This window comes from Sphingomonas sp. FG14 (genome assembly GCF_057809675.1).
On sequence record NZ_JBMDKK010000022.1, the window covers coordinates 1 to 19,834 of the forward strand.

At 64.9% G+C, this 19,834-nt stretch carries 21 protein-coding genes; 10 read left to right on the forward strand and 11 right to left on the reverse strand.

Going from position 1 to position 19,834, the window contains the following annotated elements; all coding sequences use genetic code 11:
- Window positions 1-63 precede the first annotated feature (63 nt).
- From ACODTA_RS27025 to ACODTA_RS27040, 4 genes are all read right to left on the reverse strand, one after another.
- Complete coding sequence (locus ACODTA_RS27025) at window positions 64-249, reverse strand: hypothetical protein (protein WP_489070336.1); 186 nt, start codon at window positions 247-249, stop codon at window positions 64-66.
- Window positions 250-308: 59 nt separating this feature from the next.
- Window positions 309-1,220 (reverse strand): transglutaminase family protein, encoded by a 912-nt coding sequence (locus ACODTA_RS27030; RefSeq protein ID WP_489070338.1) that lies wholly within the window; start codon window positions 1,218-1,220, stop codon window positions 309-311.
- A gap of 177 nt (window positions 1,221-1,397) precedes the next feature.
- Entirely contained in the window at window positions 1,398-1,526 is a 129-nt protein-coding gene (locus ACODTA_RS27035) for a hypothetical protein (RefSeq protein ID WP_489070340.1), read from the reverse strand.
- A 111-nt stretch (window positions 1,527-1,637) separates the two neighbouring features.
- Entirely contained in the window at window positions 1,638-2,000 is a 363-nt protein-coding gene (locus ACODTA_RS27040) for a YegP family protein (protein WP_489070342.1), read from the reverse strand.
- Between the two features lie 155 nt (window positions 2,001-2,155).
- Here ACODTA_RS27040 and ACODTA_RS27045 point away from each other — a divergent pair, with 155 nt between their 5' ends.
- Window positions 2,156-2,401: a hypothetical protein gene (locus ACODTA_RS27045; RefSeq protein ID WP_489070344.1), complete on the forward strand. Its 246-nt coding sequence runs from the start codon at window positions 2,156-2,158 to the stop codon at window positions 2,399-2,401.
- A 155-nt stretch (window positions 2,402-2,556) separates the two neighbouring features.
- Window positions 2,557-4,179 (forward strand): chaperonin GroEL, encoded by a 1,623-nt coding sequence (gene groL, locus ACODTA_RS27050; RefSeq protein ID WP_489070346.1) that lies wholly within the window; start codon window positions 2,557-2,559, stop codon window positions 4,177-4,179.
- Between the two features lie 211 nt (window positions 4,180-4,390).
- On the opposite strand, the gene ACODTA_RS27055 is transcribed toward groL, so the two are convergent.
- The 5 genes from ACODTA_RS27055 to ACODTA_RS27075 form a co-directional block, all read right to left on the reverse strand.
- On the reverse strand, window positions 4,391-4,717 hold the full coding sequence (locus ACODTA_RS27055) for a DUF6481 family protein (RefSeq protein WP_489070348.1): 327 nt from the start codon (window positions 4,715-4,717) through the stop codon (window positions 4,391-4,393).
- Between the two features lie 77 nt (window positions 4,718-4,794).
- Window positions 4,795-5,001 carry a cold-shock protein gene (locus ACODTA_RS27060; protein ID WP_489070350.1) on the reverse strand — a complete coding sequence of 69 codons (207 nt, stop codon included), beginning with the start codon at window positions 4,999-5,001 and terminating at the stop codon, window positions 4,795-4,797.
- A 143-nt stretch (window positions 5,002-5,144) separates the two neighbouring features.
- Window positions 5,145-5,423, reverse strand: coding sequence for a hypothetical protein (locus ACODTA_RS27065; RefSeq protein WP_489070352.1), 279 nt, complete (start codon window positions 5,421-5,423; stop codon window positions 5,145-5,147).
- Window positions 5,424-5,589: 166 nt separating this feature from the next.
- Complete coding sequence (locus ACODTA_RS27070; RefSeq protein WP_489070354.1) at window positions 5,590-5,778, reverse strand: hypothetical protein; 189 nt, start codon at window positions 5,776-5,778, stop codon at window positions 5,590-5,592.
- A gap of 40 nt (window positions 5,779-5,818) precedes the next feature.
- Window positions 5,819-6,040, reverse strand: coding sequence for a hypothetical protein (locus tag ACODTA_RS27075; protein ID WP_489070356.1), 222 nt, complete (start codon window positions 6,038-6,040; stop codon window positions 5,819-5,821).
- A 346-nt stretch (window positions 6,041-6,386) separates the two neighbouring features.
- Here ACODTA_RS27075 and ACODTA_RS27080 point away from each other — a divergent pair, with 346 nt between their 5' ends.
- Both ACODTA_RS27080 and ACODTA_RS27085 read left to right on the forward strand, forming a co-directional pair.
- On the forward strand, window positions 6,387-8,462 hold the full coding sequence (locus tag ACODTA_RS27080; RefSeq protein ID WP_489070358.1) for a catalase: 2,076 nt from the start codon (window positions 6,387-6,389) through the stop codon (window positions 8,460-8,462).
- Between the two features lie 21 nt (window positions 8,463-8,483).
- Entirely contained in the window at window positions 8,484-8,951 is a 468-nt protein-coding gene (locus tag ACODTA_RS27085) for a hypothetical protein (protein ID WP_489070360.1), read from the forward strand.
- 708 nt (window positions 8,952-9,659) lie between these two features.
- Here ACODTA_RS27085 and ACODTA_RS27090 read toward each other — a convergent pair.
- Window positions 9,660-11,849 (reverse strand): AsmA family protein, encoded by a 2,190-nt coding sequence (locus ACODTA_RS27090; RefSeq protein WP_489070362.1) that lies wholly within the window; start codon window positions 11,847-11,849, stop codon window positions 9,660-9,662.
- Between the two features lie 241 nt (window positions 11,850-12,090).
- On the opposite strand from ACODTA_RS27090, the gene rpmI reads away from it, so the two are divergent.
- The 6 genes from rpmI (at window position 12,091) to ACODTA_RS27120 (ending at window position 18,558) form a co-directional block, all read left to right on the forward strand.
- Window positions 12,091-12,294: a 50S ribosomal protein L35 gene (gene rpmI / locus ACODTA_RS27095; protein ID WP_489070364.1), complete on the forward strand. Its 204-nt coding sequence runs from the start codon at window positions 12,091-12,093 to the stop codon at window positions 12,292-12,294.
- A 13-nt stretch (window positions 12,295-12,307) separates the two neighbouring features.
- Window positions 12,308-12,673 carry a 50S ribosomal protein L20 gene (gene rplT, locus ACODTA_RS27100; protein ID WP_489070366.1) on the forward strand — a complete coding sequence of 122 codons (366 nt, stop codon included), beginning with the start codon at window positions 12,308-12,310 and terminating at the stop codon, window positions 12,671-12,673.
- 113 nt (window positions 12,674-12,786) lie between these two features.
- Window positions 12,787-13,863, forward strand: a complete 1,077-nt coding sequence (pheS, locus tag ACODTA_RS27105; protein ID WP_489070368.1) for a phenylalanine--tRNA ligase subunit alpha — start codon at window positions 12,787-12,789, stop codon at window positions 13,861-13,863.
- A complete protein-coding gene (pheT, locus tag ACODTA_RS27110) occupies window positions 13,860-16,229 on the forward strand; it encodes a phenylalanine--tRNA ligase subunit beta (RefSeq protein ID WP_489070370.1) in 2,370 nt (789 codons plus the stop codon). Before pheS ends, pheT begins: the two co-directional genes overlap by 4 nt.
- 11 nt (window positions 16,230-16,240) lie before the next feature.
- Window positions 16,241-16,984 carry an SDR family NAD(P)-dependent oxidoreductase gene (locus ACODTA_RS27115; RefSeq protein WP_489070372.1) on the forward strand — a complete coding sequence of 248 codons (744 nt, stop codon included), beginning with the start codon at window positions 16,241-16,243 and terminating at the stop codon, window positions 16,982-16,984.
- Window positions 16,985-16,992: 8 nt separating this feature from the next.
- Entirely contained in the window at window positions 16,993-18,558 is a 1,566-nt protein-coding gene (locus ACODTA_RS27120) for a peptide chain release factor 3 (protein ID WP_489070374.1), read from the forward strand.
- 37 nt (window positions 18,559-18,595) lie between these two features.
- Here the strand turns inward: ACODTA_RS27120 and ACODTA_RS27125 are convergent, their stop codons facing one another.
- Entirely contained in the window at window positions 18,596-19,795 is a 1,200-nt protein-coding gene (locus ACODTA_RS27125) for a spinster family MFS transporter (protein WP_489070437.1), read from the reverse strand.
- Between the last annotated feature and the right edge of the window lie 39 nt (window positions 19,796-19,834).

The following is a 19,834-nucleotide window of genomic DNA, read 5'->3' on the forward strand; positions in this document are numbered from 1 at the left end:
GCCAGACCGCTTCATCGTCAATCCGATCCACCAAATGCCGGGACTGAACACCTAGCTTCATCGCTACCAGCTCATTGGTGCGACAGAGCCTGTTTGGGCAGCGCCCGGCGCATAGGCAGGCGCTTCGCGGCGGATTCGGCGCGCATATTGGCGCTCGCGCCCATGGCAGATGCAATAGCCCACGAACGCGGCAAGGAGCGGCGCCATGAGCAGCATCACGATGTGAGCGACCACCAGTCCCGGCTCCATTTCATATCTCCTCCGCCCCGCATTTGTGGCTCGCTAGTGTGAACTACGCCATTCCCGCCTTAGGCGGGCGCGTGCACCTCCTGGCCCGGCTGGGCGATCAGTCCGTTGCCAGATCTTACGGTTACCTTCACCGTCATATCGATCAGATCCTCCAGAGCTCCGGTGTAGCGGCCCTCAAGCGGTGGAATCTGCGCAATGTTCCGCGCCACCGCGACCGGCACCAGGTTCGCCTCGCCCATTCGGGCATTGGTAGGATCGAAGGCGATCCAGCCCGCGCAAGGGAGGTAAACCTCCGCCCAGGCGTGCGTCGCGCCATGCTGCAGCGCTTGCCCGTCGCCCGGCGCGGGGGGATCGTAGAGATAGCCGGACACCGCTCTCGCGCCGAAGCCAAGATGGCGCGCCGCTTCGATGAACAGCGTCGCGAGGTCACGGCAAGCGCCGGATGCACGGTCGAGCGTCTCCAAGGGTGATTGTGTGCCTTCCTCCCGCCGCTCGCCATAGGCAATCCCGGCGCGAGCCGCGCTGTTCAGATCCTGGAGCAGGGCGAGCGTGTCGGTCCGCTCCGCGGCGACGATTGCGCGCGCCCATGCCAGCAAGCGTCCCTCGGGATCGGGATGCTCGGGCACCAGCAATCCGCCCAGATCCACGCGCTCGTCATGAGAATAGGCGAAGGGATAATGGTGCGCGTGCGGAGCGATCGGGAACACCGGCCAGGCGGCCGCGTCCTGCTCGACCACCACCTGGCCGGTGACGGTCAGCATGTCGGCCATTTCGGAGAATCTGGCGGTCGCGATCAGGTTGCCGAACACATCCTGTGTCCATTCGACATCGGCAGGGGGCGAGCAGCTGAGCAACGTCCTGATCGGCTTGAGATCATGGCTGCCCCTCGGGCTCAGCATCACCCGGTGCGGGAGCAGCGTCACTGCCCGCGCATAGCGGTAGATCGTCTCATGACAGATAGTGAGCTGCATCGCCTTCGGTGCCTCCCGGGCAACCCGTCCGTTCCGCGCGCGACATGCGTACGGAGCCAAGCAGCATGAAAGGGAGATGTCGGTCCTTGAAGACCTCAACTCCGTCGCAAACGACGATAGCCTCCCGAATATGGGGAGGAAGCACGTGACCGGCAATGGCCGCCCGCCCTTTCCTTGTCAGCCGCGCTTCGTCGGCAGAGGAGCCAGGCCTCCCTTCAGCGACGGTGCGGAAGCGTTCGACTTGGGCGCTCCCGCTTTCTTGGGCTTACGGATTTCCCGATTGCTCTTGCGCTGTCCCTTGGCCATCGGCTCGCTCCTTCTTGGCGTTCGAGCCTGGCGGCCAACGCTCTGACCCGGATTGGAGCAGCGGTCTCGTCCTAGGCGGTGGCGAGCGCAGGCGCCACCATAATCGCTCGGTCAGTCAGTACACCCACGCACCGTTGCCGCGCCGGCACCGCCGCGCAACGCCGCGACCGCCGACGCGCAAGCACGCTCACTGGCATAGCCGCTGCTGACGGCGATCGGCTGTCCGGATGCCGAACAGAACCGCCACCGCCAGTCACCCCCGGAGAACAGGATCGAAGTGAGGCTGACGCGTTCGGCACGGTAAATCTCGAAATAGGGCTCGCTGACAGGCTGAGGGCGAAGCCGTCCTTCGCCAGCGTGTGCGGCGCCCTGCGAATGGCCGATGCGGAACAAGGCCGGGGTGATATCCAGGGGCAGTTTCTCGGCACCGCGGCGCGGCGGTTCGAATTCGCTAAATGCCATGCTGTCAGGCACGTGATTTCTCCCATCGAACAAGCGGGAGCAATCCGTTTCTCTCTGGCGTCGCGTGCTTGTGAAAGAATCTGCGACGATGTTGCACATATAGCAGAGCGCGGGGTGTCTGACCATGCTACAAAGCTGTCGAGCCGGGGCTCGCAAGGAGCAACCTCGTGTCGATCCGCACCACATCCGGCACAGCCACCTTCGCGGCCCCTTTCCGGCTGAAAGGCGTCAACGAAACCCTTCCCCCCGGCACCTACCAGGTCGAGACCGACGAGGAAGTCGTGGAGGGGAACGCGCGCACCGTCTTCCGGCGAGTCGCCACGCTCTTCTATGTCCCTACCGCGTCGGGCATGCGCGTCTGCACCGTCGACGCCGACGATCTCGCCGCTGCGCTTGCCGCCGATGGCCGGTAGTTCCGGAGGGCCACTTGCCAGAGGGCACGGCAAGGCCCACATCTGCAGTCATGGGCGCGCGATCGTAGCGAGCCTGTTCGCATTGCGGCGGCGCTGGCTTCCGGTTGTGAGAGCGACATGCCGTCGCGGCCCAGCAACCTGATCGGCCCCTATCCATGGCAGCCAAGGATATACGATTTTCGCGCGATGCGCGGGAAAGCATCGCGCGCGGCGTCAACCTGATCGCCGATACGGTTCGCGTCACGCTGGGGCCGAAGGGGCGCAACGTGTTGATCGACAAGGGCTATGGCGCACCGCGGATCACCAAGGACGGCGTCACCGTCGCCAAGGAAATAGATCTCAAGGACCGTTTCGCGAACCTGGGGGCGCAGATGCTTCGCGCTGTCGCCACGCGCACGCAGGACCATGCCGGCGATGGCACCACCACCGCGACGGTGCTCGCCCAGGCGATCGTGCGCGAGGGGATGAAGTCGATATCGGCCAACGTCAGCTCGATCGACCTCAAACGCGGCATCGATATCGCCGTCGCGCGCGTGATCGAGGAGTTGAAGGCCCGTTCCCGCCCCGTCTCGAACAATGGCGAAATCGCCCAGGTCGGCACCGTCTCCGCCAATGGCGATGCCGAGATTGGCAACATGATCGCCGCGGCGATGGACAAGGTGGGCAAGGAAGGCGTGATCTCGATCGAGGATGCGCGCGGCACCGAGTTCGAGCTCGAAATCGTCGAAGGAATGGAGTTCGACCGCGGCTATCTCAGCCCCTATTTCATCACCGATGCGGGCAAGATGACTGTCGATCTGCACGAGCCGTACATCCTGCTCCATGAGCAGAAGCTGTCGGACCTGCATGCGCTGCTTCCTGTGCTGGAGGCGGTCGCGCAGTCGGGCCGTCCACTCGTCATCATCGCGGAGGACGTGGAGAGCCAGGCGCTCGCTACGTTGGTGGCCAACAAGATGCGCGGTAGTCTGCAAGTCGCCGCGGTCAAGGCACCCGGTTTCGGCGATCATCGCAAGGCGATGCTCGAGGATATCGCAATCCTGACCGGCGGCACGCTGATCGCACCGGATCTCGGCATGAAGCTAAGCGGCGTTGCGCTGGAGATGCTCGGCACCGCCCGGCGGGTGACGATGGACCGGAACGATACCACGATCATCGGCGGGGCGGGCTATCCCGCGGTGATCGCCGGCCGCATCGCCGCACTCAAGCAGCAGATCGAGATCGGCACGAGCGAATATGACGAGGGAAAGCTCCAGGAACGGATGGCGAAGCTGGGCGGCGGCGTCGCGATCATTCGGGTCGGCGCCTTGACCGAAGTCGAGATGCGCGAGCGCAAGGATCGGCTTGACGACGCGCTTCACGCAACGCGCGCGGCAGTAGAGGAAGGCATATTGCCCGGCGGCGGTGTGGCCCTCCTATATGCGTCGCTGACCCTTGACGGCATGAAAGGCGCAAATGACGACCAGACGCGTGGCATCGACATTGTCCGCAGGGCTCTGACAGCACCGCTCCGCCAGATCGTAGAGAATGCCGGTCACGACGGCGGTGTGATCGCCGGTCGACTGACCGACGGCAACAACCGCGATGTCGGCTTCAACGCCGAGAACGGCGGCTACGAGGATATGGTGGCGGCGGGGATCATCGATCCGACGCTTGTCGTCCGATCCGCATTGCAGGACGCCGCCTCGGTCGCCGGATTATTGCTCACCACCGAAGTGGCGATTGTCGGGACCTCGGAAAGCTCACCAGCGACCCAGGAGATGGCACCAGCCGGCTTCTGATCGGCCGGCCACGAAAAAACCTTGGAAGCATTTGTGCCCATTGCTTCTATCTCCTGCCCAAGGGGCAGCAAGGCATATTCCGCGTCACCGTGCCGACCAGCTTGTCTTAGCCGAGCTGGTTTGAGGACGCGTTCAACGCACAGACCGCAGCGAAGACGTTTTCGCGAGGCGTATTGTGCCGAAGCCGACGAGATCGCCGCCACATATCGGGTTACTTGCGCGCCTTGCGGGCAGCATAGCGCGCATCGCGCTGTGCTTTTCGCTCGGCATCGCTTTTCGTCGGTGCGATCTTCGTCGCAGAGCGAGCAGTGCTCTCGGCTGCTTGCGCGCGCGCATCCGACAACGCCTGCCTTTCGATTGCGCGCTCCGCACACCGGCTGGCTTGCACGGCCTCACGCTTGAGCGCGGCGGCCTTGCGCTCGGCCAGCCAGGCCTCGCTGTGTGCGGGCTTTGCACGGAGCTGTTCCAGCGCCTTCTGCTTGGCGGTGCGGGAAAGCACGGCGCGCTCGTTGAAGTCGGGTGCTCGATAGGCTGTCATCTTGGACTTTCTGCAGCGGATGCCGAAAGGCGGATCCAGCGCACGCCGGCCCCGTCCCTTTCATTCAGGAGACTTGATCAGGCTGTCTGGAGATTTACGGCGGACGACTTGCCGCGCTGGTCGTTCTCGATCTCGTACGACAGGCGCTGGTTCGCATTCAGCGCCACCATGCCGGCGCGCTCGACGGTGCTGATATGGACGAAGCTGTCATTGCCGCCGCATTCTGGCGAGATGAAACCATAGCCCTTGTCGATATTGAAGAATTTCACGGTGCCAATGGGCATGGGATGTTCCTTTCGCGAACAAGGCATTGTCCGTGCGCAGCTGCGCACGAAGCGAGATAAGGAACGGGACGGCCCGGAAGCGTCGATTTCCGTCGCAGGCGACGATCGCCCCAAAATATGGGGTCCCACGCGCAATATTCAAGCTAGGATCGAAATCTCCCCGTATCGGCGAAGCCGCGATCGGGATTCTCGCTGAAGCCGCGATCCCTGTTGCTGGTCAGATCGAGCGCCATCGCGGCCTTCTTCGCGCCCTGCTGCCGGAGCGCCATCCGCTTGTCGCGCTTGTCTGCGACCAGCGCTTCCTTGCCCCAGGCCGCGGCAGCGGTCGCCGCAATATCTCGCGCATTGGGCAGGACCGCATTTGCGGCAAGGATGAGCTGGTGCGCCTGCTGTGCGCGGCACATGATAGCGGTGGGTTTCATGATATTATCCTTTCGCGACGAAAGTCGTCGATTGTCGGTGCGGCTGCTCGGCGCGGCCGGCGCACCATGTCCTGCCCTCGGCTTGCAGGTATTCGTGAAGTGACCGCGGTCCCAATGGCTGCGCGCCGGATCGGAGAGATGGGTTCCGAACAGTCGATGGAGGAGGTCAAGGACCGGCGGCGTGTCCATCGGCCGTCGCCCGCTTCGCGGCCGCGATCGCGTCCTTGAGCGTAGTGTAGCGATAGCCGTTCCAGTGAAAGTACGCCACGGGCACGCACGCGATGCCGTGGGCTGCCATCAATTCTTCGGTGTCGCTGTGGTCCTGCTCGAGGACACAGGCAGTTGTCGGATTCATGGGAAATCCCTTGTTGCGGCCGGGGGTCGAGTGAAGAAGATCAGTCGACACGCCGCTGGGCCCAATGAGTGCGCGTAACCGCACCGGTAAGGATCTTCGAGCCATAGGCCCGGGCCACTGCCGCCGCATCGTCTGCATTTACGAAGACCACCCGCGTCCCGCTGGGGACAAGCGGCTCGATCGCGCTGATTACCGCCTTGAGCTTGGCTGAAGTGGCGATGACGTGATCGACCGCCGCGTCGACATTGACGGCGCGCGTCACGATGATTTGCCGGAGCTGGATGTCGGACCGGCATCCCGCGAAAAGAGCGTGAGCTTCGGTCGGATGACCCTCGGGTCGGGTTCGGGCGAACGGATGAAAGGTGGGGGTGAAATCTGGTGCATACACGGCTCCACGCAGAGCGGGAGCACGGAACATCTCTCAGTCGCATCCATGCTCGTGGCAAAGTGGAGCGATGTGCATCATATGGGGTGCCGCGCGTATATTACGAGTGCTGCGAACGTGGCACCCACCAATTTGCAATATCTTCTGGGACGGCTGGACCTTCCTTGCCGCCAGTGCGTTCCTATCCCGACTGGCCGGATCATCGGCGACAAGGGAATTCTCATTGGCAATCAAGGACACGCGCAGCGCCGGCAATGGCGGCGAAACCCATCAGCGCGCCGAAGGCGATGCGCCCGTCCTGACCACGAACCACGGCGTTCCGATCAGCGACAACCAGAACAGCCTGAAAGCCGGCACGCGCGGCCCGACCCTGCTTGAGGATTTCGTCCTTCGCGAGAAAATCTTCCATTTCGACCATGAGCGCATCCCGGAGCGGATCGTGCATGCGCGCGGCTCGGGTGCCCATGGCGTTTTCGAGGCGACAGACGACATTTCCGATCTGTCGATGGCGGCGGTATTCAAAAAGGGCGAAAAGACTGAGGTCTTCGTCCGGTTCTCGACCGTCGCGGGCGGTGCTGGCTCCGTGGATACGCCGCGCGACGTGCGCGGCTTCGCGGTAAAATTCTACACGCGCGATGGCAATTGGGACCTGGTCGGCAACAACATCCCAGTCTTCTTCATCCAGGACGCCATCAAGTTCCCTGACCTCGTCCATGCCGTGAAGATGGAGGCCGATCGTGGCTATCCACAGGCTGGCAGCGCGCACGACACTTTCTGGGATTGGGCGAGCCTCATGCCCGAGACCACCCATATGCTGATGTGGGCGATGTCGGATCGCACCTTGCCGCGGTCGCTGCGAATGATGGAAGGCTTCGGCGTTCACACCTTCAAACTGGTCAATGCCAAGGGCAAGGCGAGTTTCGTCAAGTTCCACTGGAAGCCGCGCCTTGGGCTTCAGTCAACGATCTGGGACGAAGCGCTGAAGCTTCAGGCCGCCGACAATGACTATCATCGGCGCGACCTGTTCGAGGCGATCGACACCGGCGCCTTTCCGCAATGGGATCTCGGCATTCAGGTGTTCGACCAGGCCTTCGCCGACGCGCAGCCCTATGACGTGCTCGACGCCACCAAGCTCATCCCCGAAGACGATGTTCCCGTCCGCTTGATCGGCACGCTGACTCTCAACCGTAACGTCGACAATTTCTTCGCGGAGACAGAACAGGTCGCCTTCCTCCCCAGCAACATCGTGCCCGGCATCGATTTCTCGAACGATCCGCTGCTCCAAGGACGGCTGTTCAGCTATCTCGACACGCAGAAGTCGCGCCTCGGCACAACCAATTTCCACCAGATCCCGATCAACACGCCGCGTTGCCCATTCGGCAATTTCCAGCGCGACGGGATGATGCAGACGATGGTCCCGAAGGGCCGCGCGAACTACGAGCCCAACAGTCTGGCCGACCATGGCGAGGAGGGCGGCCCGCGCGAGAGCCCCATCGCCGGGTTCACCACGACCGACGCGAGGTCGGGCCCGGACGAGCAGGGGGAGAAGCTCCGTGTTCGCGCGGACACGTTCGCCGATCACTACAGCCACGCCCGACTCTTCTACCAATCTCAAACCGAGAGCGAACAGGCGCATATCGCTTCGTCGTTCGTGTTCGAGCTCTCAAAGGTCGGCCTGCTCGATCAGGTGCCGCCCCGGATGGTGGCGAACCTGCGAAATGTCGACGAGGATCTGGCGAGGCGAGTCGCCGACGGCCTTGGTATCGCGCTGCCTAAAAGGGCGCCGGCCGCCCGGGAACCGGTCGACATGGCGCCTTCGGACGCGCTGTCGATCCACAAGAACATGAAGACGACGCTCCAGGGCCGCGCAGTCGGCATCCTGATCGCGGATGGAACCGACGCTGCGGAACTGGCTGCGTTGGTGGCGGCGGTGGACAAGGCCAAGGGAAAGCCCGTGATTGTCGCACCCAAGGTCGGCGGCGCGAAACTGTCCAATGGATCGCAGCAAGTGGCTGATGGTCAGCTCGCCGGATCGCCGAGCCAGATTTTCGACGCGGTTGCGGTGGTCCTGTCCGAGTCGGGCTGCGCAGCGTTGCTGAAGGAAGCAGCCGCGGTCGAGTTCGTGATGAACGCGTTCGGGCACCTCAAGGCGATCGGCGCCAGCGCGGCCGCCAAGTCGCTCCTCGACAAGGCCGGCGTCGTGCCGGACGAAGGCGTGACAGACCTTGGCGGCGCTTTCATCAAGGCTGCCGCCCAGCGCTTCTACGCGCGGGAGCCTTCGCTGCGTACCCTCGCATGATCGCCGCCATGGGAAATTACAGTGGTTGATCCCTTCACCGCCTGGTCGCGTGTCGCCGCGGCCGGCTTCGAGATGCAATCGACCTGGTGGCGGGGCGTCGAGACACTCCAGGCGTCCAGCGCCGTGATCAGCGCGCGAAGCGCATTGATGTGCAATGGCGCGGACACGCCGGCGCAGATCGATCTCTCCGAATATGCGCGAATGGTTCCCGAGAAGGTCGAGGCGTTCGGACGGAGCGGCGGCGCAGTGATGCGGAGCGCCGTGGAGATGCAGACCGCCTGGATCGCCCAAATGCAACGGGTTGGTCTGATTATGTTTTCAGGGAGGACGCCAACCATCGCCGAGGCAGCTACCTTGGCAAGCCAGAGTACCGGCTATGCGCTGGGCGCAGTCACCGCCACCGCCCATCTATACAAGGCAGCCCTTGCACCCATTCATCGCGCCGCAGCCGGCAATGCACGGCGGCTCGGCAATGCGCGACGTGAATGAGCATCGAAATACAGACCCGGCTCGGACTATGGTTCAAACGCCCAGCCGATGCCCGGGTCCCATCGCAGGGCTTTATCGGAGAGCGCATCTGGCTCATCGATGTACAAGTGCGGCAAGAGAAGCGCCCTGGACGATCGGCCCTTTCGGAACCGCAACGCACTTCGTCGGCGTATGAACATGCCTTGGCTAGAAATGCAGGCCGCTGCCGAACCACCAGCACCAGGCAGTCGCCCGGTTGTAGCTTATGCTGATCTTCTCGCAGAAAGGGCGCTGTCCGAATACCGTCCGGCGTAACTCTGTTGTCACTTTCGCCTGCGGAACACTGTCGGGAATGCCGCCGAACGACCTCAAGACCGTCGTCCGTCGCTATTCGGCGCCTAATCCAATCTGAGCGGCGTTTTAACCCGGCAAATGCGCCAACCGGCCCGGTGGCTGCGGTGCCCATGACGAGGAGCATGCCGACGGCAGGGTCAGGTTATCGCGCCTAAGCCGCCGTAACGGAGTCGGGACTCGAACTTAGCGTCCAAGTAGGTCCAGCCCTTTTCCACGAATGCAGAGTAAAGGTGGCTACGGCGATCAAAAAGTCGATGATTTTTACTGTCAGATCAATCACTTAGCTGGACTGAGGTCAAGCTCTTCTGGCACCATTTCCCGTTCGCTGCGATCGAGACCCGCGCCCTGTGGGGTCATTCGGCCACGCCGGTGGTCTCAAAACTCAAATATCCCCAGAAACTTCTTCCGCTGCTTCTTCTCGGCCTGCGGACTGCGCTTGCCGTCTTCTGACTTGGCCGTGGTGCCACGGCCAACATCGTCGCGTGGTTCGCCCTTGGTGGTGCGTTGCGCCGCCGCGGTGGCGCCCGCGAGCACCGGGCCACAGGCCGTCGCCTTGGCGTCGCCGATATCGACGAAGGCCAGCACTGATGCCAGCGGGCTCGCTACGATGCCCAGGCCGAGCCCCGCGCCGGCGCGGCCGACGAGTTGGGGGCTGATCGCGTCGATGCCGGGCTTCGCGAAATAGCCCTGGATGCCGACCGGCGACTGGCCGGCGAACAGGCTGAATTTCTTCGAATCGGCGCGGAAGGCGAGATCGAGAGATTCGTTGCGGAAGCTGAAGCCGCCGCGGCCGAGCATCACATTCTTACGCGTGTCGATCAGGATCGGATCCGCCGCTGCGATGCCGTCGCGCACGCTGAAGGCGATCAGCCCGCAATTGATCTGCACCGGTTCCTTCAGCTTGCCTTCGAACATCTTGGTGATGAAGGTGCCGATATCGAGTTCCGAAAGCTGGATATTGCGCGTCCAGAAACTGCCCTTTGGCAGGATCACCGCGATGCGGCCGTTCGACGTCGCCAGCGACTGGCGGATCGAATCGCCCGATCCGCTCATCTGCACGCGCGCCTTGATCGTGCCGGTGGTGCCCGCCTGTTCGGCGCCGAAGCGCGCCAGCAGCAAGCCCATCGGCGTCGGCGACAGGCGGATATCATATTCGGTGAAGACCGGGCTGCGGCGCGCGTTAATCGCAATGTCCGAAGACAGATGCCCCTGCGCCACGTCGAAGGTGAGCGGCGAGAGCTTGAGCAGGCTGCGATCGAGATCGAGCGTCATTTCGATGTTCGAAACCGGGAAACTCTCCGCCCGGACGGCCGCGACCTTGTAATTCAGATGCGCGTCAAAACGCCTGATCGCCTCCACCCGAAGCGGCGCATCGGGCAGCAGCCGCGGCGTGCCGCCGACCTGTTCGATCGCGCCCGATCGGCCCTGCGCCTCCAGCTTTTGCGGATTATAGCCAATGAACGGGCCGATATCGACGATGTCGAGCGTGCGCGTCGCCAGGTCCGCATCCAGTTTCAGCCGGTCGCGCGGTATCGAAATCGTCAGCCGCCCCGCGATGTCGCTGTCGCCGAACATGCCGCGCAGCCGGGTGAAGCGCCATTCGCCGCCCGCCTTGGTCAGATCTGAATCGATCCGATAGGCGCGGGTGTCGGGCACCGCCACGCCCAGGAAATCGAACAGCAGGCTGATATTGGGGCCGCGCACGCCCATGCGCAGATCGGCGCCCTCGATCTCGGTCGCGCCGGGCAGCGTGCCCGAGACCGCAAGCCGCGTTTCGCCCGCCGCCGCCGCGAACTGCAACTGGTTGCGCCCGCCGATCACGGTCTCGTTGGGCGACAACAGGCTGCCCGAAAGCGTGAAGGGCCGATCGCGCATCGTGCCGGTGCCCGAGAAACGAATCGCATTGGCGAAGCGCGTATCGCGCGCCTGGACGGTGTCGATCCTGATATCGGCGCCGAGCTGGAGTAGCGGATCGCGATAGCGCACCGCCGTGCCCTGTACGATCGCGGCGCGGATCAGCGGCAGGTCGAGCGGCTTGGCCGGCTTGTCTGGATCGCCGAAGGTCCAGGTGTTGCGGCGCGAGCGCGCATCCCATTCAAGATCGATATTGCCATCCAGCAGCTGCAGCCAGTTGATCCGGCGTTTGTCGCCGAAGATCAAGGTCCAGGTCGCGATCCGCGTGTCGATCAGCTTCGCTTCGAAGAAATTGGGCCGGCTCGCCCATTCCGGGTTCGAGATCGTCATCCCTTCGGCCAGGAACTTGACGTTGAAGGGATTGAGATAGAGCTGGAAATCGCCGGCGATCTTCACCTCGCGCTGCGTCGCCGCGCTGACGGTGCGTTCGAACGTACCCTTTAGGAAACGGCCCTTGGTGACGAACAGGATCAGCCAGGCGAGCAGGATCAGGCCGATGATGGTGGCAAGCACCGAGAGCGTAGCGGCCGCAGCGGCGCTGCTGGGGTGGCGCGGCGGTTTCGGCGGGGCCGGGGGCGAATCGGCCGGGCCGCCGGCCTTGACGGGGATATCGGTGTCGGTCACGCGATCGAGGGTTACCGCACTGTCCATTCCCGATAAAACCCCTGCCGTTGCGCTGCGGTTCCGATTCATGCCGAGGCACGTGTGCCTCGGTATCAAGCCCGCGCGGCGCTTGAGCGTTCCAAGGTGCGGATGCGCCATGCCATTACGCCCGGTCTTGCCAGAGTGCGGACTCTTCGCTAATGCGCCCGCTTTCCGCGATTCAGAGGAACTGTCCGGCCAATAGGGCTGCCGAGGCCGTTCGTAGTCGTCGAAGTACAAGGAGACGAAAATGCCCAAACTGAAGACCAAGAGCGGGGTCAAGAAGCGTTTCAAGATCACCGCCACCGGCAAGGTGAAGTGCGGCGTGGCCGGCAAGCGCCACCGCCTTTCCAGCCACAATGCCAAATATATCCGCCAGAACCGCGGCACCGACGTGCTTTCGGACTCCGATTGGGGTCACGTGAAGCTCTGGGCGCCCTACGGCCTGAAATAAGGAGGACGGATAAATGGCACGCGTCAAACGTGGTACGACCACCAAAGCCAAGCATAAGAGGATTCTGGATCAGGCGAAGGGCTTTTACGGCCGTCGCAAGAACACGATCCGCATCGCTCGCCAGGCCGTCGAAAAGGCCGGCCAGTACGCCTATCGCGACCGCAAGGTTAACAAGCGCAACTTCCGCGCGCTCTGGATCCAGCGCATCAACGCTGCGGTCCGCGCCGAAGGCCTGACCTATTCGCAGTTCATGAACGGCGTGAAGCTGGCCGGCATCGAACTCGATCGCAAGGTGATGGCCGATCTCGCCATGAACGAAGCCGCGGCGTTTAGCGTCGTGATCGCTCAGGCAAAGGCGGCGCTTCCCCAGGCCGCCTGACCCGGCCTGGCGCGAGACGAATACAAGGGCGCGGGTGGCAATGCCATCCGCGCCCTTTGCTTTTGGGGCCGGGCTTCGTAAGGCGCGGCGGACATTTCAGAGCGGGAATCTTCGTGACCGATCTCAACACACTCCAGACCGAACTGCTCGCCGCGATCGCGGCCGCCGCGACGCCCGATGCGATCGAGGACGTGCGCGTCAAGGCGCTCGGCAAGCAGGGCGCGGTGACCGCGCTGCTCAAGTCGCTGGGCGCGATGAGCCCCGACGAGCGCCAGAGCGAAGGGCCGAAGATCCACGCGCTGCGCGAAACCGTCACCCAGGCGCTGGGCGATCGCAAGGCCGGACTCGAGCGCGCCGCGCTCGATGCGAAGCTGGCCGCCGAGACGCTGGACATGACGTTGCCGCCCACCGCCGCGGCGCAGGGCAGCGTCCACCCGGTCAGCCAGGTAATGGACGAGCTGGCGGAGATTTTCGCCGATCTCGGCTTCTCGGTCGCGACCGGTCCGGAGATCGAGGACGACTGGCACAATTTCACCGCGCTCAACATTCCGGAGACGCATCCAGCGCGCGCGATGCACGACACATTCTATTTCCCGGACAAGCGGGAGGGGCGGGACATGCTGTTGCGTACCCACACTTCGCCGGTCCAGATCCGCACGATGCTGTCGCAGGAACCGCCGATCCGCATCATCGCGCCGGGCCGCGTCTATCGTTCGGACAGCGACGCCACCCACACGCCGATGTTCCACCAGATCGAGGGGCTGGTGATCGATCGCGGCATCCATCTGGGTCACCTGAAATGGACGCTGGAGACTTTCCTCAAGGCGTTTTTCGAGCGCGACGACATCGTGCTCCGCCTGCGCCCCAGCTATTTCCCCTTCACCGAACCCTCGGTGGAGGTCGATGTCGGCTACACGATCGAGAAGGGCCGCCGCGTGCTCGGCGGATCGGCAGGCTGGATGGAGGTGCTGGGCAGCGGCATGGTCCATCCGCGCGTGATCGCGGCCTGCGGGCTCGATCCCGATGAATGGCAGGGCTTCGCCTTCGGCACCGGCATCGATCGGCTGGCGATGCTCAAATACGGCATGGACGATCTGCGCGCCTTTTTCGACGGCGACCTGCGCTGGCTGCGCCATTACGGCTTCTCCGCGCTCGACGTACCCACACTCAGCGGCGGAGTCGGCGCATGAAGTTCACCCTGTCCTGGCTTAAGGCGCATCTCGACACCCAGGCGTCGCTCGATGCGATCCTGGACACGCTCAACGCGATCGGCATCGAAGTCGAAGGCGTCGAGAATCCGGCCGAGAAGCTGGCGCCCTTCACCATCGCCCGGGTGCTGACCGCCGAACCCCATCCGCAGGCGGACAAGCTGCAGGTGCTTTCGGTCGACGCCGGCAACGGCCCGCTCCAGGTCGTCTGCGGCGCGCCCAATGCACGTGCGGGCCTGATCGGCGTGTTCGGGGCGCCCGGCGCCTATGTGCCCGGCAGCGATATCACCTTGAAGGTGGCGGCGATCCGCGGCGTCGAATCGAACGGCATGATGTGCTCGGTGCGCGAGCTCCAGCTCGGCGACGAGCATGACGGCATCATCGAACTGCCGGCCGACGCGCCGGTGGGTGCGAACTATGCCGCCTGGGCCGCGCTCGACGATCCGGTGATCGATGTCTCGATCACGCCCAACCGGCAGGATTGCATGGGCGTGCGCGGCATCGCGCGCGATCTGGCGGCGGCGGGCCTCGGCTCGCTGAAGCCGCTGAACGCCGAGCCGGTTTCGGGCGAAGGCGCCGGCCCCGACGTGCGCACCGACGATCCCGAGGGCTGCCCGGCCTTTTTCGGCCAGTCGGTCTCCGGCGTCACCAACGGCGCAAGCCCGGACTGGATGGCGAAGCGGCTGAAGGCGATCGGCCAGAAGCCGATCTCGGCTTTGGTCGACATCACCAATTATGTGATGATCGATCTCGGCCGGCCGCTGCACGTTTACGACCGCGCCAAGCTGAGCGGCGCGCTGGTCGCGCGCCGGGCAAAGGATGGGGAGAGCGTGCTGGCGCTGAACGGCCGCACCTATACGCTCGATCCGTCGATGACGGTGATCGCCGACGACGCGCATGTCCACGATATCGGCGGCATCATGGGCGGCGAGGATTCGGGCGTGCAGCCCGAGACCACCGACGTGCTGATCGAATGCGCCTATTTCACGCCCGAGCGGATCGCGATGACCGGGCAAAGGCTGGGCCTGACCAGCGACGCGCGCAGCCGTTTCGAACGCGGCGTCGATCCGGCGTTCCTGGAAGACGGCATCGCCATCGCGACCCGGCTGGTGACCGAGCTGTGCGGCGGCCGGCCAAGCACCGTCACCCGCGCCGGCACGGCGCCCACCGCGATGGCGACGCACGACTATGATCCGGCGATGACGGGCACGCTCGCCGGCGTCACGGTCGATGCCGACAGGCAGGCAACGATCCTCGAAAGCCTGGGCTTCACCGTCGTCAAAGGCACGCCCTGGCGGGTGACGGCGCCGACCTGGCGTCGTGACGTCATCGGCGCCGCCGATCTCGTCGAAGAGGTGGTCCGCATCGTCGGGCTCGATCATGTGCCCTCCACCCCGCTGCCGCGCGCGCCCGGCGTGGCGAAGCCGACGGCGACCGCCGAACAGCTCGTCGAGCGTCGTGCGCGGCGCACTGCGGCGGCGCGCGGGCTGAACGAAGCGGTGACGTGGAGCTTCCTGTCGGAGAAGGACGCGGCGGCGTTCGGCGGCGGCGCCTGGACGCTTGCCAACCCGATCTCCGAAGACATGAAGGTGATGCGCCCCTCGCTGCTGCCCGGCCTGCTCGCCGCCGCCGCGCGCAACCAGGCGCGCGGCGCGGAGTCGATCCGGCTGTTCGAGATCGGCCGGCGCTATTTCGCCGATGGCGAACGGCTGACCCTGGGCTTCGTGCTGGCCGGCGACAAGGCGCCACGCAACTGGCAGGCGGGCAAGGCCGCCGGCTTCGACGCGTTCGATGCCAAGGCCGAAGCGCTGGCGCTGCTCGCCGCGGCGGGCGCCCCGGTCGACAATCTCCAGAGCTTCGGCGAAGCCGGCGATCATTATCATCCCGGCCAGTCGGCGACGCTCAGGCTCGGCCCCAAGACGGTGCTTGCCGCCTATGGCACGCTGCATCCGCTGACCGCGAAGGCGTTCGACCTGAACGGGACCGTCGTCGCCGGGGAGATCTTACTCGACGCGATCCCGGCCAGGCGCGCCTCCGGCCATATGCGGTCGTCCTTCGCGCCGCCGGCCTTGCAGCCGGTGACGCGCGACTTCGCCTTCCTGGTGCCCGCCGACATGCCGGCGGACTCGCTGGTCCGCGCGGTGAAGGGCGCGGACAAGCAGGCGATCGTCGCCGCGCGGCTGTTCGACGTGTTCAGCGGCCAAGGCGTCGAAACCGGCTATAAGTCGCTCGCGGTCGAGGTGGTACTCCAGCCCGGCGAGAAGAGCTTCACCGACGAAGAACTGAAGGCGATCGCGGACCGTGTCGTCGCGGCTGCCGCCAAGCAGGGCGCGGTGCTCAGAGGGTAGAGGAAAAAACTATGCGTACGGCGTTCATCACTGGGGCGACATCGGGTTTCGGCGAAGCGGCGGCGCGCGCCTTCGTGAAGGCGGGCTGGCGCGTCGTCGGCACCGGCCGGCGCGCGGACCGGCTGGAGCAACTGGCGGCCGAACTGGGCAGCAATTTCCACGGCGCGGTCTTCGACGTTCGCGACGAAGCCGCGCGCGACGCGGCACTCGACGCGCTGCCCGAAGGGTTCGGCGAGATCGACCTGCTGGTGAACAATGCCGGGCTGGCGCTGGGCACCGAGCCCGCCCAGGCGGCCTCGCTCACCAACTGGAAGACGATGATCGATACCAATGTGACCGCGCTGGCGTCGATCACCCACCGGATGCTGCCCAGCCTGATCGCCCGGCGCGGCGCGATCATCAACATCTCGTCGGTGGCAGCCAGCTACCCCTATGCCGGCGGCAACGTCTATGGCGGCACCAAGGCGTTTGTCCGCCAGTTCAGCCTGAACCTGCGTTCGGACCTGGCGGGCACCGGCGTGCGCGTCACCTCGATCGAGCCGGGCATGGCGGAAACCGAATTCACGCTGATCCGCACCGGCAGTCAGCAGGCGTCCGACACGCTCTATTCGGGTGCTGGACCGATGACCGGCGGCGATATCGCCGAAACATTGCTTTGGGTGGCGGAACTGCCGCCGCACCTGAATATCAACACGATCGAACTGATGCCCGTGAACCAGAGCTTCGCGGGCTTCGCCGTCCACCGCGAAGGCTGATCCCACCGATGAACCGACCCGACCGCCGCACCTTCGCGATCATTTCGCACCCCGATGCGGGCAAGACCACGCTGACCGAAAAGCTGCTGCTGTTCGGCGGTGCCATCCATCTGGCCGGCGAGGTGAAGGCGCGCGGCGCGAACCGGCGTGCGCGGTCGGACTGGATGAAGATCGAGCAGCAGCGCGGCATCTCCGTCACATCCTCCGTCATGACCTTCGAGCGCGAGGGCATCACCTTCAACCTGCTCGACACGCCAGGCCACGAGGATTTCTCCGAGGACACCTATCGCACGCTGACCGCGGTCGATTCGGCGGTGATGGTGATCGACGCGGCCAAGGGCATCGAAGCGCAGACGCGCAAGCTGTTCGAAGTGTGCCGGCTGCGTTCGGTGCCGATCATCACCTTCGTCAACAAGGTCGACCGCGAGGGCCGCGATCCGTTCGCGCTGCTCGACGAGATCGCCGACATGCTCGCGCTCGACGTGACGCCGATGAGCTGGCCGGTCGGCATGGGCGGCCTGTTCGAAGGGATTTACGACCTCAATGCCAACCGGCTGATGCAGCCGAGCGGCGACAGCAAGGCTTTCGAAGGCAAGGCCGCGAGCTTTTCCGGGCTCGACGATCCGAAGCTTGCCGATAGCTTGTCCGCGCAGGGGCTCGAACGACTGCGCGAGGAAGCCGAGCTGGCGATGGGCGGTTATGGCGAATTCGATCCCGAAGCCTATCGCCATGGCGACCTGACCCCGGTCTATTTCGGATCGGCGCTGAAGGAATTCGGCGTCGGCGAACTGATCGACGCGCTGGCGCGCTTCGCGCCGCCGCCCCGGCCGCAGCCCGCCGAACCGGCCCCGGTTTCACCCGATCATTCGGGCGTCACCGGCTTCGTGTTCAAGGTGCAGGCGAACATGGATCCGCAACATCGCGACCGCATCGCCTTCATGCGGCTCTGCTCGGGCAAGTTTCGCCGGGGCATGAAGCTGACCCCGTCGGGATCGGGCAAGCCGATCGCGGTGCACAGCCCGATCATGTTCTTCGCGCAGGACCGCGAGCTTGCCGAGGAAGCCTGGCCGGGCGACATCATCGGCATTCCCAATCACGGCACCTTGCGCGTCGGCGACACGCTGACCGAGGGCGAGACGATCCGCTTCACCGGCCTGCCCAATTTCGCGCCGGAGATCCTGCGCCGCGTCGCGCTGGTCGATCCCACCAAGACGAAGCAGCTGCGCAAGGCGCTGGACGATCTTTCCGAGGAAGGCGTGATCCAGGTCTTCTATCCCGAGATCGGATCGAACTGGGTGGTCGGCGTCGTCGGCCAGCTCCAGCTCGAAGTGCTGCTGAGCCGGCTGGAGGCCGAATATAAGGTGGCGGCGCGGCTGGAGCCCTCGCCCTGGGATACGGCCCGGTGGATTTCGGGCGACGATGCGGCGATCAAGGCATTCGCATCGATCAACTCCTCGCAACTCGCGCGCGATCGCGATGGCGCGCTGGTGTTCATGGCCAAGAGCGCCTGGGAAGTCGGCTATGTGCAGGAGCGGAATCCGGAGATCCGGTTCAGCACGACCAAGGAGCGTTGATCTTCAATCCTCTCCACGCGAAGCGTGGGGAGGATTTCTAATCCACCCAGTCCGCACGCAGCGGCTTGGCCGCCAGCGCCATGAGCAGCGCCGCGAGCAGATAGCAGATCAGCCCGATCAGCATGGCGACGCGCAACGCATCGGCCCCATAGCCGTCGGCAAGCGCATCGGAGAGTGCGCCGAGCGCGAAAGTGCCGCCACCGATGCCCACCAGATTGTTGATCAGCAGGAAGCTGGCCGATGCGGTCGCACGCATCTCCGCCGGCACCAGATGCTGGACCGCGGTGATCACGGGCCCCAGCCAGACATAGGCCAGCGCCTGGGGAATGAGGAACAGCGCGAAGGCGAGCGCCACCGAACTGGAGAGAATGCCGGCAGCGAAGAGCGGGACCGCAAGCAGGAAGGCGAGCGCAGGAATGCTGGCGAAGCGCCCGCGATCGCGCGCGCCCAGGCGGTCCCCGATCATGCCGCCGCCGAGCACGCCGGCGATGCCGCCGAGCAGCAGCACGCCGCCATAGAATTGCGAGGTCTGGACGAGATCGAGCCCGAAGCTGCGCTGGAGCAATTGGGGAAACCAGAAGGCGAAGCCGTAGCCCAGCATCGAGCTGGACGCGGCGCCGAGCGCGAGCAGCCAGAAACTGCGCTTGCGCGCGAGCATCGGGAAGACCGCCTTGAGCGGAGTCGTCTGGGACGACTTTGGCGCGCGGGCGGGCTCTCGGACGATCAGCCGGAACAAGGGTGCGATGAACACGCCCGCCAATCCCACGGCGATAAAGGCCGCGCGCCAGTCTACTCTGGCGGCGATATAACCGCCGAACATGACGCCGAGCGCGGCGCCGAGCGGGATGCCCAGTGAATAGACGGCAAGCGCGCGAGCGCGCTCGCGCGGCGGGAAATAGTCGGCGATCAAGGCGTAGGACGGCGCGACCCCGCCCGCCTCGCCCACGCCGACGCCGAGCCGGGCCAGGAAGAGCTGCCAGAAGCTGGTGGCCATGCCGCATAGCGCGGTGAAGCCGCTCCATAGCGCGAGCGATCCGGTGATCACCCAGGTGCGGCTGGTGCGATCGGCCAGCAGGGCGAGCGGCACCGCCAGTGTCGAATAAAGCGCGGCGAAGGCGATGCCGCCGAGCAGCCCGAGCTGCGTGTCGCTGAGGCCAAGCTCCGCCTTGATCGGCCCGGCGAGGATGCCCAGGATCTGCCGGTCGACGAAATTGAAGGTGTAGACGAGCAGCAGCATCGCCAGCACGGCGAAGCGATAGCGCGAAACGCCCTCTCC